Origin of the sequence: Gluconobacter sp. NFX36, assembly GCF_049887835.1 — a bacterium.
Lineage (GTDB): Bacteria > Pseudomonadota > Alphaproteobacteria > Acetobacterales > Acetobacteraceae > Gluconobacter > Gluconobacter japonicus_A.
Genome location: NZ_JAGEKJ010000012.1, coordinates 45,994 through 63,296 on the forward strand (window position 1 = coordinate 45,994; position 17,303 = coordinate 63,296).

Annotated in this window: 14 protein-coding genes and 1 pseudogene; 8 read left to right on the top strand and 7 right to left on the bottom strand. The window is 53.1% G+C overall.

From position 1 onward, the window contains the following. Positions 1-77: 77 nt before the first annotated feature. The 4 genes and pseudogenes from J4P41_RS12255 to J4P41_RS12270 form a co-directional block, all read right to left on the bottom strand. Complete coding sequence (locus J4P41_RS12255) at positions 78-1,793, bottom strand: ABC transporter ATP-binding protein/permease (protein WP_426067347.1); 1,716 nt, start codon at positions 1,791-1,793, stop codon at positions 78-80. Next, positions 1,780-3,495: a TonB-dependent siderophore receptor gene (locus tag J4P41_RS12260; protein ID WP_426067348.1), complete on the bottom strand. Its 1,716-nt coding sequence runs from the start codon at positions 3,493-3,495 to the stop codon at positions 1,780-1,782. The genes J4P41_RS12255 and J4P41_RS12260 overlap by 14 nt, the downstream gene beginning before the upstream one ends. 92 nt (positions 3,496-3,587) lie before the next feature. After that, a pseudogene (locus J4P41_RS12265) lies at positions 3,588-4,163 on the bottom strand (TonB-dependent receptor plug domain-containing protein); the annotation flags it as partial. Positions 4,164-4,242: 79 nt separating this feature from the next. Continuing rightward, positions 4,243-4,455 carry a heavy-metal-associated domain-containing protein gene (locus J4P41_RS12270; RefSeq protein WP_211567808.1) on the bottom strand — a complete coding sequence of 71 codons (213 nt, stop codon included), beginning with the start codon at positions 4,453-4,455 and terminating at the stop codon, positions 4,243-4,245. Between the two features lie 270 nt (positions 4,456-4,725). On the opposite strand from J4P41_RS12270, the gene J4P41_RS12275 reads away from it, so the two are divergent. From J4P41_RS12275 to J4P41_RS12290, 4 genes are all read left to right on the top strand, one after another. Next, positions 4,726-5,127 carry a hypothetical protein gene (locus tag J4P41_RS12275; protein WP_426067349.1) on the top strand — a complete coding sequence of 134 codons (402 nt, stop codon included), beginning with the start codon at positions 4,726-4,728 and terminating at the stop codon, positions 5,125-5,127. A gap of 84 nt (positions 5,128-5,211) precedes the next feature. After that, positions 5,212-6,996 carry a copper resistance system multicopper oxidase gene (locus J4P41_RS12280; RefSeq protein ID WP_426067350.1) on the top strand — a complete coding sequence of 595 codons (1,785 nt, stop codon included), beginning with the start codon at positions 5,212-5,214 and terminating at the stop codon, positions 6,994-6,996. After that, the gene (locus tag J4P41_RS12285; protein ID WP_426067351.1) at positions 6,993-7,766 is read left to right on the top strand and encodes a copper resistance protein B; all 774 of its coding nucleotides are present in this window, start codon (positions 6,993-6,995) and stop codon (positions 7,764-7,766) included. Before J4P41_RS12280 ends, J4P41_RS12285 begins: the two co-directional genes overlap by 4 nt. Before the next feature lie 27 nt (positions 7,767-7,793). Further along, entirely contained in the window at positions 7,794-8,069 is a 276-nt protein-coding gene (locus J4P41_RS12290; protein WP_426067352.1) for a hypothetical protein, read from the top strand. Between the two features lie 25 nt (positions 8,070-8,094). Here J4P41_RS12290 and J4P41_RS12295 read toward each other — a convergent pair whose 3' ends face one another. Next, entirely contained in the window at positions 8,095-8,448 is a 354-nt protein-coding gene (locus J4P41_RS12295; RefSeq protein ID WP_010503891.1) for a metal-sensitive transcriptional regulator, read from the bottom strand. Between the two features lie 261 nt (positions 8,449-8,709). Between J4P41_RS12295 and J4P41_RS12300 the strand changes: the two genes are divergently transcribed. Genes J4P41_RS12300 through J4P41_RS12310 form a run of 3 tightly spaced genes read left to right on the top strand, consistent with a single transcriptional unit; the run spans position 8,710 to position 11,029 of the window. Continuing rightward, positions 8,710-8,961, top strand: a complete 252-nt coding sequence (locus J4P41_RS12300) for a FeoA family protein (protein ID WP_034880933.1) — start codon at positions 8,710-8,712, stop codon at positions 8,959-8,961. An 8-nt stretch (positions 8,962-8,969) separates the two neighbouring features. Further along, complete coding sequence (gene feoB / locus J4P41_RS12305) at positions 8,970-10,838, top strand: ferrous iron transporter B (RefSeq protein ID WP_426067353.1); 1,869 nt, start codon at positions 8,970-8,972, stop codon at positions 10,836-10,838. After that, on the top strand, positions 10,835-11,029 hold the full coding sequence (locus J4P41_RS12310; protein ID WP_228118670.1) for a hypothetical protein: 195 nt from the start codon (positions 10,835-10,837) through the stop codon (positions 11,027-11,029). Before feoB ends, J4P41_RS12310 begins: the two co-directional genes overlap by 4 nt. Positions 11,030-11,243: 214 nt before the next feature. Here the strand turns inward: J4P41_RS12310 and J4P41_RS12315 are convergent, their stop codons facing one another. Together J4P41_RS12315 and J4P41_RS12320 are read right to left on the bottom strand one after the other, a co-directional pair. Then, the gene (locus J4P41_RS12315) at positions 11,244-13,424 is read right to left on the bottom strand and encodes a TonB-dependent siderophore receptor (RefSeq protein WP_426067354.1); all 2,181 of its coding nucleotides are present in this window, start codon (positions 13,422-13,424) and stop codon (positions 11,244-11,246) included. Between the two features lie 28 nt (positions 13,425-13,452). Further along, positions 13,453-14,583 (bottom strand): LLM class flavin-dependent oxidoreductase, encoded by a 1,131-nt coding sequence (locus J4P41_RS12320; protein WP_426067355.1) that lies wholly within the window; start codon positions 14,581-14,583, stop codon positions 13,453-13,455. 326 nt (positions 14,584-14,909) lie between these two features. Between J4P41_RS12320 and J4P41_RS12325 the strand changes: the two genes are divergently transcribed. Next, positions 14,910-17,270, top strand: coding sequence for a TonB-dependent receptor (locus J4P41_RS12325; protein ID WP_426067356.1), 2,361 nt, complete (start codon positions 14,910-14,912; stop codon positions 17,268-17,270). Positions 17,271-17,303 lie beyond the last annotated feature (33 nt).

The following is a 17,303-nucleotide window of genomic DNA, read 5'->3' on the forward strand; positions in this document are numbered from 1 at the left end:
GAACATCTCCTGAGCGGGCGAGAGTCGCGACACTGGCGGCTCCGGAAAACGAAAGAAGAGTATACCCCCATATGGTATTATGGAAGAAGCTGAATCGTTATGCCCTGTTGGGAAAGAACAGCTTCCCGATCATGAAATCGCTTCAGATCTGAATGATGCGCCACACTTATGAGGGTCACCTCCGGCAGAAACGCAAGGAGGCGACTATAAAGAAGCGTCTCATTCTCTGTATCTAACGCCGATGTCGCTTCATCCAGAAAAAGCACCGTGGGCCTCGTCAGAAAAACGCGGGCAAAGGCCAGACGCTGCTGCTCGCCGGGGGAAAGCACATCCCCCCAGACGGCATTCTGATCCAGCTTTGACACCAGCTCACTCAAATTAGCGGCTTCGAGAGCAACCTCGCATGCAGCCCGGTCATACCGATCTGGTGTCGCCGGATAACTGAGGGCCTGTCGAAGCGTACCCGTGGGAACATAGCTTTGCTGTGGCAGGAACATGGCGTCCCTCATGTTGAACGAGACACGTCCCGTCCCATAAGTCCAAAGTCCTGCCAACGCCCGCAGAAGCGTACTTTTCCCCACTCCGGACGCCCCGCCAATGACCCAGCGACTTCCCGCTGGAATTGTCAGATCCCCAATGCTGGCAAGTCGCGATCCATCGGCCCGATCAAGCACCAGATCCCGGATTTCGATCTGTCCCTGCTCTGTCGGCACGCGAACAATGCTATCTTCAGGACGATCCGTTACAACGCGCTCGAACTCACTGAGACGTTGCAAAATAGAACGGAGCGTCGCGAGGTCCGTATAGTTCTCTATGAACCATTGCAGGCTTCGACGCACATTCATGAACGCCGAATTGATCCGGGAATATAGACCAAACGTCAGCGTATGGGCCAACAGTTTCGGAATGAGCAAAGCCCAAAGGACGATATTGATCCCGCCCGTATAAAGCTCGACCACGGTATTGGCACGCCATGTATAGGCCATCACGCTGCGCCAGTTGGTGGCAATGCGGTGCAAACATTCCGAAAGTCGGAAGTGCTCCGCGCCTTCACCCCCATAAAAAGCAATCTGTTCCGAATTACGCCGCACATCCAGCAGAGCCGCACGCAGATCAGCATCATAATGCTGCTGGCGATAATTGGCGCTGACGAGAGGGCCACCCGCTTTTTCCAGAACCAGAGAAATGAGCAGAATGGAAAGCGTCGTCCCGAAAAACATGTAGCCCGGAATGACGATATGCCAGCCCTGCCAGACAAAGGATAACGTGCCACCGATGGTCCACAGAACGATCGCAAAGGACAGAAAAGTCGTCACAGCCTGAATGGCGTCCAGACCCAGACGCAGCGTCCAGACTGACATCTGCGCCAGATCATCCGCGATACGTTGGTCGGGGTTGTCGGCCCGGTTTTCTCCGTGCTCCAGATGATAATACGCATCATCGGACAGGTATTTTCGCAAATAAACCCGCGTGTTCCACAAACGCCAGCGCATGGAGAGCACCTGCGTCATGTATCGCTGGATGACGCGCATTCCTGCACTCAAGCCCATCATGACCACGTAGATCGGGATAAGCGCAATACAGGCCGCAACTTTATACGCGAACATCGTATCGAAAAATGTCTGATCCCATTTCCCGAACCAGACCGCGACCTGCACATCCAGAAATGACAGACCGATAATCCCGCCCAAAAGCCCTAGCGCCTTCCAGCGATCTTCCGACCGCCAGTAAGGCAGAAGAACTTTCCAGTCTGAAAGAGAATGCGCGGGTGCAGGGTCTTCAGTATGTGCCACGAAGCGTTGCCATGAAACTGCGGGGAGCCGCTGGGAAATTAAACTGCCAGACGCCGCTTGCACGCTCGTAATAATAGCGGTTGGTCAGGTTATAGGTGTTGAGCTGGAGTTTCAGATGTTTGTTGAAGCGATATCCGATCACGCTGTCGAGCGTCATATACCCCCCCTGAACCGTCGTTGCATAACTGCCACGAAGATTGCTGTAAGCATCCAGCCCGACACCAAAGCTCAGTCCTTTCAAGCGCCCTTGCTGCGCATTGTAATGCACCCAGGATTTGAACATGTGACGCGGTGAGAAAACCCCTCCGAAATCAGACACTTTCGGATTGGAAACCTTGGTATCAAGATATGTGTATCCAATAGACACATCGAGCCCAGGCATGATCTGTCCATCAACCTGCGCTTCCCAGCCCTGTCGACGGATGGGCCCTGTCGTAATGTAAAAGCTTGTGTGATCGGGGTCCTGAACGGGTTGGTTGACACTTTCCATACGGAAAAGCGCTGTCGAAAAATTCAGACGACCGTGGAAATACTCGCCCTTGAAACCTGTCTCGACCTGATTGCCCTGCTGAGGCGTCAGACCTTCTCTATTGTAAGTCAGCCGTCCGACAGAAGGCGTAAAAATACTGGCGTAGCTGGCATACCAGGAAAGGTTGGGTGTGATCTGATAGACAGTTCCCAGATACGGCGTCAGCTGACCGTGAATATTGGCCGTCGTCTTCCATGGCCCTTCCGGGGAAGGACTGGCGTCCCGCGTCTTTTCGGAAAACCGCGACACACGCCCGCCAAGGATCAGGGACAGGTGGCGGATCACTTCAAGCCGGAGCTGTCCGTAAAACCCCCACTGATAGGCATTGTCGTCTGTCCCTTCTGCACCATCGGCCGCATTGTAGGTAATGCTGCCAGCAGCTGGCTTCTTCACCACTGCCGTGTTGTTGATGCTAACATCGGAATACACCGCGTCGGACGTAACCGCGCCATAGGCAACATGCGTATCATACGAATTGTAGTTAAAGCCCAGAAGTACATGATGCGTCCGGTGTAGAAGCCGGAAGCTGCCTGTTGTGTAAATATCAGCCGAGCGGGACGTATTCGTTCCTCGATATGGAAAATTACCGACATCTTCGTAAGTCAGCTTACCAGTCTGTGCATTGATTGTAGTCCACGGCTCATTATAGAGCGTATTGTAACTCTGGTCGTAAAAAGTCCCACGAGCAGTGACCGTCCAATCCCCCCAGAGTTTCTGCGTCAGAGACGCAATGGTCTGCTGGGTCATGTAATTGCTGTATCCCCACGGCTGGGTCGGGTTCGCATCACGCCCGCCATACCAGAGCGTCCGAGTGGTTGTGACAGGCAATCCGTAATAAGGCGCATCAATATTCTGCTTCTGCGCCGCATGAGACACCAGAAACGTAGTGGACGGCGTGATATCCCATTCCAGCACGCCATAAGCCTGCCAGCTTCGGTTATGGGCATATTTGTAGAAGTAATCATTATCCTGAAAGAGATCAGCCGTTCGGAACCGTAGTGTTTTGGAGCGGTTGAGCGGAACGGTCAGGTCCATATCCGCACGGTAGTTATTGAAGCTGCCCACAGTAGCATTTCCACTCGCGGCGAAATCCTTTCCGGGCTTCTTTGTAACCTGATTGACCACGCCACCAGCGCCGCCCGCACCTTGCAGCAAACCGGCTGACCCACGCATGACTTCAATTCTGTCATACATGGAGAGGTCAAACTCGCGTTGTTCAGCGTTCCGGCCGCATTGGGCGTTCCGTCAACCGACGTGGTGAGCTGATAGCCCCGTGAATAAAAATTACTATTGGCCGTTGATCCCGGCAGCACGCGAATTCCGTTTATCTGGCGCATGGCATCCGTCATGGTCAGCATGTTGGAATCTTCCATACGCTGCTGTGTGATGACAGAAATCGAGTGTGGAATATCCTTCAGGGCAACAGGTGTTTTTCCCCACGCTTCCACAGCCGGAGCTGTATAGGAATGAGATGTGCCATAAACACGCAGATTTTCCGTGCCGCCGTCCACAGCGGACGTCTCGCCGTTGTTCACTGACGCACTCGCCCCCAACGACTTGGAAGACGTGTCTTTCAGGCATGTCTGCGCAATTTTGGAATCTATTCTTTGAGCATCATGGCAGCGAGATACTTTCTGATGGCTTTTTTCACCGATCTCTGATGCCCGCGCATCGGGAACAGCTCCCATCACCAGGGTTCCGCAAATCAGAGCCGAGCTGGAGACCGAGAAAAGAGCGGACCGCCGCAGCGTATTTACATTATGATATCCGAGGAAACCCGCCCAGAAATTATAAGACTGCCACATGTTCTGTTTCACTTTAAGAATATTATTTTGCGACATGACATCTGGTACTGGTTTCACCTGTTGAACCGGATGCCTGTTTATCGCTCGCCCTCAGAAATGAGAAGGCAGACGCACACTATGGAATTGCGTCAAAGCCCGTCGCTTCAACAGCTTCCCGCAAATCTGCCACGGTTGTAGCGGCTGGATCATAGGCGATCGTCACCTGCCCACCGTCCAGAACGACAGTCACAGCAGAAACTCCCTCGACACTTTCCAACGCCTCGCGCAGACGCTTTGCACATCCTTCACAGGACATTCCATCAACTGTCAGATGTGCCGTCTGCGTCATGACCTTGTTCTCCCGGATTTAAATATTCCTGGAATTCCTCAATTCCATCATACCCCCTTTGGGTATATTTTTTCCATTAGGGATTTCCGAGAAAGTTTTGAAATTAAAATCGTTAATAGGACGGATTAAAATTTATATACTCTGGGTGGGTATCCATCAAAAACACCCCTCACCCGAAATCTCTCTTTCATTTATTCCCCGCCCCGGTATAGGATCAGGCCATAAAGAAGACAGACAAGTTCTCCTGTCTGTCTGGATCAGGGATCTGAAATGCTCGGAACGCATACCCGGAAATGGCTTGGCCTGATCGCCTGTCTGCTGATGCAGCTCGGGCTGATGGCGGGCGCATTCCCGGCACATGCCGCAACTAGAACCCACGTCATGACCATGACGCACTGCGCATCCATGACACAGCACGCCACTGTACATTGTGACCAGCATGATATGCAGGCCATGATGTCAGAAGCGCCGTCCCATCATAATGACAGTCACGGGCAAGGCTGCTGCCATATCCATGCGGCGTCGGCAGAGCCTGCTCTGACGCTCGCGCATCTGACACCGCTTCCCGCTCAGATCGCCATTTCCGGACGTTTCGTCCAGATCGGGCATGCATCCCTGTCTGGTACAGACTGGATTCCGACACCCCCGCCTCCCAAACTCCTGCTGTCCTGAAACGTCCCGATCCGTAAGCGTTCTGATCTGTCATAGGTCTGAAGACGCCACGGTTTTCCTGCACCGTTTCCCGGTTTTCAGCATATGCACAGTTTTTCCAGCCTCGCACGCGGCCTGACGCGTCGTCGCTTCGTCACAAGTCTTGGCGCCGGGGCCTGCCTGAGCGCCCTGCCTCAACAGGCCAAAGCAGAAGGTCGCCCCTCTTCCGGCTGCCTGCCCGCAATGCCGTCCAATACATGGGACCTGAAGGTCAGCCGAACGCATGTCTCTCTGGATGGAAAGTCCATGCATGCGCCCAGCATAGGAGGCAGTGTCCCCGGCCCCATCCTGCGCTGGAAACAGGGCGAGACGGTCACTCTGAACGTCCGGAATACGCTGGATGAAACAACATCCATCCACTGGCACGGCATTCGTGTCCCAGCGGATATGGACGGCGTACCCGGTCTCAGCTTTGCAGGAATCCCGCCCGGCGAAACCTTCACATATCGCTTTCGCCTGCATCAGAGTGGCACATACTGGTATCACAGCCATTCCAACATGCAGGAAGCGCTGGGCCTGTATGGCGCAATCGTCATTGACCCGATCCGGCCTGATCCAAATGCCTCTGATCGAGATTACGTCATCTTCCTAGGTGAATGGACCGATGTCATGCCCCATGACATCGTGAACAATCTGAAAATGCAGGATGACTATTACGTCTTCCGTCAGCGTACGGCTGCGTCCTTCCCCAAGGAAGCCCGTGAAGCCGGAAGTGCCATGGCTGCGCTGAAAGACCGGCTCGCCTGGTCCCGGATGAACATGGCCGCAACCGATATCGCGGACGTGTCCGGCATCATCTACACCTACACGCTCAACGGCCATGCCCCGGACATGAACTGGAACGGTTTGTTCCGGCCCGGCGAGCGGGTGCGTCTGCGGTTCATCAATGGCGCCACCATGACGCTGTTTGACGTCCGTATTCCGGGTCTCGAAATGCTGGTCGTTCAGGCCGATGGAAATGATGTTGAGCCGGTTCCGGTCGATGAATTCCGGATCGGGGTAGCCGAAACCTATGACGTCATCGTGCAACCGAAGGAAGACCGCGCGTACACGATCTTTGCCCAAAGCGAGGATCGAACAGGCTTTGCCCGCGGAACGCTGGCCCCTCGTGCCGGCATGAGCGGTCTGATCCCGCCCATGGATCCCCGCCCCGTCCGCACGATGGTGGATATGGGCATGGGAAACATGAAACCGGGGGAAAGCATGGATCATATGTCCATGTCCGGCATGGACATGAAGGGGATGGATCACATGCCTATGGCCGGCATGGACATGAGCCATATGGGGCACATGGCCATGCCAAAAATGGAAGTGGACGATCCCGGCCCGCCTCCGATCAACGTGGAAAACCAGAACGTCGCCATGATGCCCATGGATCGGACGGGTAGCCCCGGGGATGGGTTGGAAGATAACGGCCGTCGCGTCCTGAACTACAAACAGCTTCGTGCCACACGCCCCGGCGCGGACCCGCGCCCCCCCTCACGGGAAATCATCCTGCATCTGACGGGGAATATGGAGCGCTATATCTGGGGCTTCAACGGACGAAAGTTCTCAGAATCCGGCCCGATCAAGCTAAAAAAAGGCGAACGCGTCCGCTTCACCCTCATCAATGACACGATGATGGAGCACCCGATCCATCTGCATGGTCTGTGGAGCGAATTGGAGAATGGCCAGGGAGACTATCGTCCCTACAAACACACCATCATTTCCCAGCCCGGCTCCCGCATGAGCTATCTCGTAACGGCAGATGTCCCCGGCATGTGGGCCTATCACTGCCATTTATTGTATCACATGGATCTTGGGATGTTCCGCACTGTGGTGGTGTCATGAAGGCCTCGTTGGCCACAGTGCTCTTCCTTTTGGCGGCAGGGACAGCCCATGCGGAAGACGCCCCGCAATATCACGCCGTAGACGCTCCCGTTCCAGGCTCTGTCACGCATCTTGGCAACATCATGCCCGTCATGATGGATCAAAGCAGTTGGTTCCACGGTATTCTCGAGCAGGCGGAAGGGCGTTACGCGCCATCCGGAACCGATTTCCGATGGGATGGCGAAGTCTGGTACGGCACGGATTATGACAGGCTCTGGATCAAGTCCGAAGGCACCCTCGAAAAAGGACGCCTGAGCGACGGCCAGCAGGACATTCTCTACAGCCGCGCCATTTCGACATACTGGAACCTTCAGGGCGGCGTGCGCGTCGATCTGGATGATGGCCCGACACGGACCTGGGGCGCCTTCGGTATTCAGGGGCTGGCCCTGTATCAGTTCGAGTTTCAGGCCACAGGCTATGTCAGCGATCGGGGACGGTTTGGCGCACGCGTCGAGGGGTCTTATGACTTTCTGCTGACCAACCGCCTCATCCTCCAGCCTCAGGCCGAGTTCAATCTTTACACGAAGTCAGACCCGTCCCGACAGGCGGGCGCTGGCCTGTCGGACGTGGATGCCGGTCTGCGGCTTCGGTACGAACTCTGGCGCAAATTCGCTCCCTATGTGGGCGTAACTTATTCCGGCCACCTGACGCAGGCTCGCAGAATTGTGCGGGATCAGGGCGAAAAACCCGGTTCGGTCCGCTTCAGCCTCGGCATCCGAAGCTGGTTTTGATTTTCATATTTTTAAGGAGTTTTCATCATGACAAAAACCCTATCTGTTCTGGCAATCCTACTCTTTGCAACTGCCGCCCATGCGACACCCGCGCCGACGCCCAAGCAGCCTTCCACACCGTCAGTTGACCCACTTGCAGGCCTGAGCATGGATCAACAGATGGAACTGTGCGATCACCTTGAGACGCTGAAAAAGCAGAACAAACCACTTTCGCCGAAGATGCAGCAACAGCTCAAAGCATGTCAGGCCATGACCATGGACTCCATGCCTGAGACGGCACCCGACGCCACACAGGACCGCTAAACCTTCTCCCAAAACAGAAGAGGCGTCAGCGCATCATCCGTCGCACGACCTGCAACAGTTCGTCGATCGCCTCTTCGCCACCATCCGCCTGTACGGCCTTCCGGACGCACCCATTGGCGTGCGTGGACAAAATCTGAATGGATACGCCATCCAGTGCAGACTTGATGGCCGAAATCTGCGTCAGAATATCAACGCAATAACGGTCTTCCTGAATCATATTCAGAACACCACCAACCTGCCCCTCAATCCGGCGAATACGGTTCAGGAGTGCTTTTTTCTGAGGCTGCTCAACGCGCTTTTCTCCGGATGTCTCAGACGTGGCACAATGGATGCAGCCTTCTGCCGGAAATTCGTCTTCATTTGCTGTCAAAGCACTCATGGGGCACATTTCCTATACACTCGGGCCAGAAGGTGCATAGCACTCCCTTGCTCCTTCCGGCCATGCCGGAAAAGCGACATGCCGTAATCTCAAATCCGGCTGGCTCCCTCCCTTTTGAAAAGACACAAGAAAAAGAACCCGGATCTTAAAAAGAAAGATGTGGATGCAATTAATTCTCATCTCTCCCTTTCCGCTGCTGCCAGATGGGCTTATCTAGTGTTCAGCCAGCCTTTCGAAAAGAACGCTGGGGCGCATTAGGATATGAAGTTGATGTGGTCTCTGGATACGCTTCCCAAAGGGAATTACGCCATTATTGATCGTGTTGAAGAGCGGACCGCTGCCGATCCGATCAGTGCGCGCCTGTGTGAGCTCGGTTTTGTTCCCGGGGAAAGCGTTAAAATCGTTGCAACTGGACCGGTTGGCGCAGATCCCATTGCTGTCTCCCTCGGGACCTCCCGTTTTGCTCTTCGGAAAGGGGAAGCTGCCCGAATCATGCTTCGACGTGCCGTCTGACACGTTCCATGGCCTCTCCAGCACAAGCGTTACGCGCAGATTCCACATTACATATTGCACTGGTCGGAAATCCCAACTGCGGCAAGACTTCTCTCTTCAACCAGTTAACCGGAAGCCGGCAGAAAGTCGCGAACTACGCAGGCGTCACGGTTGAGCGGAAAGAAGGCTTCTTTTCTACACCGCAAGGCAAATCCATCCGGATTCTGGACCTTCCCGGTGCTTACAGCCTTTCCTCAACCAGCCCAGACGAAGATGTCACACGCGATGTCTGCCTTGGGCGACATCGTACGGAGCCTCGCCCGCAACTCCTGATCGGCGTGGTGTCCGCAACAAATCTCCGCCTGCATCTCCGCTTCCTGCTGGAACTCCGTGAGCTTGGCGTGCCGATCATTGTCGCCCTCAGTATGATGGACGAGGCCAAACGCAATGGCATGACCATCGATATTGCGGGGCTTGAGCGCGATCTAGGGCTGACCATTGTCCCGGTCATCAGCCTGCACCGGCAGGGTGTACAGCCTCTTCTGGAAGTTCTGGATCATCCGGTCCCGGCCCCTCCCGTCCTCTTGCAGAACGGCCTGGATATTCACGCAGAAGTGCGCAGGCTGATTCAGACCTATGTCACAGACCGCTCCGCAGGGCAGGAAAGACTGGTCGATCGTCTTGACCGCTGGTTCCTGCACCCTGTTTGGGGTCCGGTCATCCTGCTCATTGTCCTGTTCGTCATGTTCCAAACCGTCTTTGCGTGGGCTCAGCCCCTCATGGACGCTCTGGAAAGTGGCATTACCCTGCTTGGCGAACTGATCCTCAGGCCATTGCCTGATGGCGTTCTGAAAAGCCTTCTGGCTGATGGTGTCATTGCCGGTGCGGGCACGGTCATCGTGTTCCTCCCGCAGATCCTGATTCTTTTCCTCTGGATTCTTGCTCTGGAGGAATCCGGCTATCTGCCCCGCGCCGCATTCCTGCTGGACCGTTTGATGGCTCTTGCCGGACTGAGCGGCCGGTCTTTCATTCCCCTGCTATCGAGTTTCGCCTGTGCCATTCCTGGCATTATGGCCGCACGGACCATTCAGAATCCCCGGGACCGGCTGGTCACAATCCTGATTGCTCCGCTGATGACGTGTTCAGCACGTCTTCCGGTCTACACGCTTCTGATTGGCGCGTTCATTCCGCACAAAACAGTTCTGGGGATTTTCGGGCTTCAGGGCCTCGTCCTGTTCGCACTGTATGCGGTCGCCATTGTCAGTGGCGTTGTCGCCGCACGCATCATGACGCGTGGCGTAAAGTCCGAAGAGCATCCACTGCTTCTGGAACTGCCCCCCTATCGCCGTCCCAACCTCAAAAGCCTCGCACTAGGGCTTTGGCAACGTGCGGTCATGTTCCTGTCGCGTGTCGGGACGATCATCGTGTCTCTGAACGTCCTGCTTTGGGGTCTCTCAAGCTTCCCGCTTCCTCCGCAGGGAGCCACAGGCGCAGCCATTGATTACAGCCTGGCAGGACGCATTGGCCATCTCATGTTGCCAGTTTTCGCCCCGATCGGGTTCAACTGGCAGATCTGTGTCTCGCTTATTCCTGGTCTCGCCGCGCGCGAAGTCGCAGTCAGTGCACTGGCGACAGTATATGCGCTCGGCGTCAGCGAAGAAGCAGCCCCAGAAAAACTGCTCCCCCTCCTGTCGAGCCAATGGAGCATTGCAACTGCTTTATCTCTGCTGGCATGGTATGTTTATGCGCCCCAGTGCATTTCCACATTAGCTGTGATGCGCAGGGAAACCCGATCCATGAAGGTCGTTATAGGTGCAACCACCTACCTTTTCGGGCTAGCATATCTGGCTGCGTTTATCGTTTACCACCTGACCAAGGCCATCACAGGAGAAGCATGATGATTGAAACGATCATTGCCGTGCTGCTTGTCTCCCTTGCAGCGCTTTACTGGTACACACGCCTCTTTCCTACAGGATGGAGAAGGCTCAAAATGTCCATGGGTCTTGCAACCAGTGTTCCGTCCCCCTCACCAGCCAAAGGCTGTGACAATTGCTCTGCCTGTAGCGGAAAATCTGGTGGGTGCCATTAAATCAGCACCCAGAGGGAGACTGAAGACAGAAGGTCTTTAATGGCCTGACGAAAGAGAAGACGGATTATTTTACGTCCCTTTTTCCAACGAAAAACGTACAAGTCAGCTTAAGAACTGAAAGCGGATTGCAGCACACTGTGGCAGATATCCGAAATGCAGTGGATCGGCCATCTGCTGCGCTGCAATCATCACATTATGCCGATGACTTCTCAGTCTAAAGATCAAACCGGGCATTAAGGGAAACTGTACGAGGAGCGCTTGGAAACAGGTTTCTATTTCCGCGACTCATCCAATAACGAACATTCCCAATATTTTCGACAGCGGCCCGCAATACAACATGGTGGTTCGCAATTTTCATACTATACGCTGCACCGACATTGCCCACGATATAAGATGGCAACCGCACCGTATTGCTTGCATCCAGCCAACTGCGTGAAACATAATTAAATCCGGCGTTGACACTCAAACCCCGCACGGACTCCAGCCGGTAGTCTGCATTGAAGGCTGCCTGGAAAGGAGCAACCGCTTCCAGCTTATGATTCTGATACCCGGCTGCGGCCTGAATATATCGTGCATCCAGGTAAGCCAAACTGCCGTTGATATTCAAGTTTCGCGTAACCATCCACGCTCCTGCCGCCTCAACGCCCTGATACCGGGAAAGGCCGTCCTGCACATAGACATTCTGGGCATTGGTATAAGCAGACCCGGTGTCCATACGGAAAACGGCAAGAGTTCCGTTCCATGTTTTCTTCTGGATTTTCATTCCCAATTCGTATTCATCACTCCGGATAGGTCCGAAGACCTGCATGTAATTCACGTTGGATGAACCAGCCTGCCCTCCAGACTGCATCGCCTGGACCCAACTGAAATAGGTATTAATTTCCGGTGTAATTTTATAGCTCAGAGAGACAAGCGGTGTCACAGGATTATTCCTATGCGCGGCCGTCTGCTTCCCGGACGTTGAGAAGTCATTTTCCAGATAATCAGTATAACGGGCGCCCGCCATAAGAGACCAACGGTGATAAGTGACTGTGTCACTCCAGAACGGGGCCACCTGTTGGTAATCAATATAGCGATACATCCGGGGATTAAAGCTGCTTGCGCTTGTTAATGTTGGACGATCCCGGAAAATATTTCCGTATTCAACAGGGTTTTTGGCGCCGGAATTTGCATCCGCATCAAACATCTGTCGCAGCCATGTCACGCCGATAATAACATCATGATGCAATGGACCAGTCTCAAAATGTCCCTGTGTCGTCGCATCAACCTGATGATACGTCAGAACACGCACCATCTCGAACGGACGGCTCATATAATCGCCATTCGTGCTGGTAAAAGTCAGCTGGTTAGACGGAAATTTTTCATCAAGATGTGTGTAGCCATATGTCAGATGGGCACTCCAGTTTTTTGAAAAATCCCAGTCAAAACCTGTACTGAAACGCTTCATATCATTGGTTTTCCAAGACCCCTTGGCACCAAAAGCCTCACGACCGCTCATGGTTTGTACTGCTCCCACTCCATTGGCAGAAGCAATCGTGTTGACCATGCCTTTTTGAAGCGTGTTCAGATAAAATGTGTTGAAATGCCAATGCAGATTATTTGTGATCCGAACATTCGTTGTGAACGACAGAGAAAGATTACGCAGGAAACTCTCGTTCACCTGATTGCCCACCTCACTGGCAAAGACAAAACGCGTCTGCACCCGATGGGCTTTATCCAGTGAACCTCCCACATCCAGCATTTGCCTAAAGACCGCATCGGAACGATATCCAGCTTCCAACGTCAGTTTTCTTCCTTCAACAGGTGCTTTTAGCTGGTAATCCAGCACCCCTCCCGGTGAGCCAAACCCATACATGAAAGCAGATGCGCCTTTGACCACCTGCACGTGATCAAAATTGGCTAATGGCAAATCAATGTACCAGTACGGAATGGCCAGACCGTCAATCTTGTACCCGTTCGTCCAATCCAGATTCAGACCACGTACCCTGACGCTTGATCCAGATGCTGTGGAAGACCCGTTCGAGTTCGCCTGAACTCCCGGCTCATAGCGCATGACATCATTGATATCACTCGCCTGCATCTGTTCAATCCGATCAGCCGAAATCGTACTGACAGAAAACGGCGTATCGAATTCTGACCGTGTTCCAAAAGCCCCCAAAGGCACTTTACGGGCCAAACGAGGTGCATGTCTTGCCACATGCACTGTCACGGATTCTGCCGTCTGGCTTCGAATATCATGAGGGATAGCTCGCCTGAGCGGCGCATCAACGACTTTCGGGGTAGTCGAATGAGTATGCGCCAGACTCGATTTTAATGCGCCGTGATGAAGAGACGCTGCTGAAGAAACACCCGGTAACGTAACAAGCAGAAGAGCGCGCAGGCTGAGACGCCTCATAATAAATATATCCTTGAGAAACATGGGGTCAGTTCGTAACCCGCTGAAGCCGGTCTTCCCGCTCCACCAAAGCGCGAACACGGGGAATAAGATCTCGCCCATATCGCGTTGCATCCGTAAGCGGATCAAAACCCCGGATCAGAAACGTGCTGATCCCAAGACGGTAATATTCAAGCAGACTCTGTGCGACCTGTTCTGCCGTTCCCACCAGAGACGTGGAATTCCAGCGCCCTCCTGTAGCCTGCGCAACGCCTGTCCAGAGACGTTCATCATGTCGCGCAGATTTTGCAGCGATGGCCTGAAGCCTTCTCGAACCTTCATTGGTTGGAAGATTTTCCGCGACTGGAGGCGCGCCCGCATGATCAAGAGCTATTCCATTTTTTGTCGGCAAAATGACAGACTGTCTTTCTTCAATCTGAGCCTGAATACTTGCCGCACGCTCCCACGCCTCTTCCTCCGTATCTGCAATAATTGGACGAAAGGAGATGGAAAATTTCAAAGCACGGTTATGCTTTTGGCTAGAAGTCCGCACCTTTCCAACCAGTTCAGCGGCATTTGCCAATGGCTCGCCCCACAGGGCATATCCATCCGCCAGTTCACCTGCGACATTTATGGCGTCTTCCGAAGCTCCACCAAAATAAAGCGGAATACCATTCGGATTATATGGCAGCACAGTGGAAGAAGCTCTGCGCAAGCGATAGAACTCACCATCATGATCGAAAGGAGCCCCGCCCGCCCATTCCCGGCGAAGAATTTTCAGATATTCCGCTGTACGCCGATACCGATTCACTTTTGACAGATGATCGCCATCAGCCTCAAGTTCGCGGTCATTTCCACCCGTAATAATATGTACGGCTACTCGCCCACGACTGATCTGGTCCAGGGTGGCAAACTGTCTTGCCGCAAGCGTAGGCGCAGTGAAGCCCGGACGGTGCGCAATCAGCAAACCCATCCTGGATGTAACGAAAGCAGCATGCTGTGCGATCAGAATACTCTCTGGAGAGGAGGAATGGAACGCAACAAGCGCCCTGTCAAAACCGCCGCGCTCATGGATCAACGCGGTTGCAGCAATATACTCCGGATCAACTGCGAGGCCTGAAGGATCAAGAATTTCTGTCTGTTCACACGCGCTGACATAACCGATAAATTCAACAGGCATAAACCACTCCATTTTCCAGTGGCTTTATTTTAATTACTTTATTTTCTTATACATTTTAAAAATGACAACCTTACTCCTGAAGATATGAAATGTTTCATCCTTCAGGAATTTTTTATTGAATTTCTTTGGAAGGTTAAAGTTTCTCAAAGGATACAATTAAGGAATTGAAACAAAAATTATTAATCAATCAAAAGGAATACTTTTGAATAACTCCATATCCTGGAAACAGTTTTCCAGAGAAAACAACCTTGGAATCAAAAAAAAACGACGCCCATCCAAGGATGCCTGACATCATGCTTTCCTTCCCCAAAAGACATTCTCTTTTTATGGAAAACAAACCTCTGTTCCGTTCGCTCTTGGGGACGACATGCAGCATTGCAGCCATCATGGGCGCAATGCTCGATCCGGTTGATGGCGCTCCGCTACACTATTCCTCACCCAGATCTACACCACACCCGGCAACACGCCCGCTGTTTCCTCAAAAAAATCCAGGACATGCGCCCAGTCTTCCGAATGCAGTTCAGGCCAAGGGAACAGGGGAATCCTTTTCTATCCACGGGCAATCCCATGCTGCGCGTCGAGCGGCGGCGCTCCAGAAAACACCACAGTCCGCCAGCCTTCTGAGCGCCTCACAACTTGAACGGCTTGGTGTTCAGAATACCAAGCAACTCGCAAGGCTGACGCCTAATCTTTATATTCCGAACAACATGCCGGGATATTCGGTTCTGAATTATTTCATTCGTGGGATTGGAGAAATTGATCCACAAGGCGAACCTTCAGTCGGCACCTATCTCGATGGAGTTTATCTTCCCAGAAATATGGGAAATATGCAGGAACTCCTTGATGTAGCAGACATCGAAGTAGACCGCGGCCCCGTCGTCTTCTCCGGGCATCAATCCGAAGGTGGTGCAGTCAGGATCAACACGCTTTCCCCCACCAATCAGAGACGCTTTGTCGCGCAGACAGGCTACGGAACCTATAACGAATATCAGATTGGTGTTGTAGCGAGCGGCGCTCTCATCAAAAACAAGGTTTACGGCAGCATCGCCTTTGGTCGCCATGCCCGTGGTGGAATTGATCATAACTATACTGTTGGGAAAGACACGAACAACATCGACTATACGCAGGCACGCGGCAAACTGCGTTTCACTCCCAATGAAAACTGGGATATTACCCTTGCCTTTGACGGCACAATAGACGGAAGTACGAACAAGGGTTCAGGCAACCTTCTGAACCCGTATATCTATGGAAATTACAACCAGCTTTTCCCAAAAAATAATTATAGTGAAACGGGTTTCATCGGAAACGTGCGATACACGCTTTCCCCTCATCTGAAGCTTTATTCCATCACTGGCATCCGAGGCTACGATGACAAAGGCGTTTATGACAACACCGGCGATTATTATTCCCGAACCTCCCAGCCTCTTTACTATAAAGAGAGGATGTATTCTCAGGAATTAAAACTCCATGGGGACTACGGGAAGCTCGACTTCAATGTCGGCGCATACTTCATGTATGAGGACTGGTTCACACAAAGGTGGGCGAATAACTCTTCAGGAACCGCAACGAATGACCCAGCAAAAATCCGGTATACCCCGGTTTATGCTGTCATTGATCAGGTCACTCGCAACTGGGCTCTTTACGGAGAGGCCAGTTATCACATCACGCGCGCGCTGACCTTCACAGGCGGACTTCGTTTCAACTGGGAGAACCACTCCAATTCTGAAACTCTGAATTATCTGGCACCCGGCCCATCGCATCAGTCCACTCCAGCCAACCAGCTGTCCTATATTCTCTGGGGCGCGCCGGGGGATCAGGCATGGCAGGTCTCAGAACGCAAAAGCTGGGTTCAGCTTCTTCCGAAAGGCACGCTGACCTATCAGATTCGTCCGAATTTGATGACATATGCGTCCATTTCCCAAGGAGGAAAATCGGCAGGATATGATTTCAGAGCCCAAAGCCCGTCTGCTTCCGGCAGTCTTCAGGCTTCAACCCCCTATAATCCGGAAATCGTCACGACCTATGAAGTCGGCCTCAAAAGTGATCCCGTACCTGGCCGCATTCACTTTAATGGCGCACTTTTCTGGAACCAGTTCGACGATATTCAGCTCACGACAACAGACCCTTCAAACGGACTCTCACGACGTTTCAACGCAGGAAAAGGGCACTCTGCCGGCGCTGAAATCGAAACTTTCGTGAAAATTACTCGCGATCTGGATCTGCATTATACAGCCTCTTATCTCTACTCTGTCCTGGATAATTTCCGCGGCCGCGTGAGCCGAACCACACTTGCCAGTGGCCAAGTCTATAACAATACACCCTATGCAGGGGCGCCCCTCCCCTACTCGCCACGTTTCCAAACCATGGGATCTCTCACCTACACGCTCCCCATCCGGCTGCCTGGAACCTTTCGCGTGGGAGCGGATGTGTCTTTTCAATCCGCGCTTTACACCAGTTCACAAACCAATCCGCAAAACCGGTTGCCTCCACAAACCTATATTAACGCCATGGCAAGCTGGACCAGTCCCGACAGCCGCTGGTTCCTACAGGCAACTGCCCGAAATCTTCTGGATCGGCGCTATCTGCAAAGCACAACCTTTGTGCAGGGCGGGGGCGTCCCGGTTTATGAGTCCGCACAGTTTGCGGACCCGCGAACAATTTTCGTGACGTTGAAATTTACACTCTGAGACCAGCCAGTTCCCTTGTGTCTTCAAAATAAC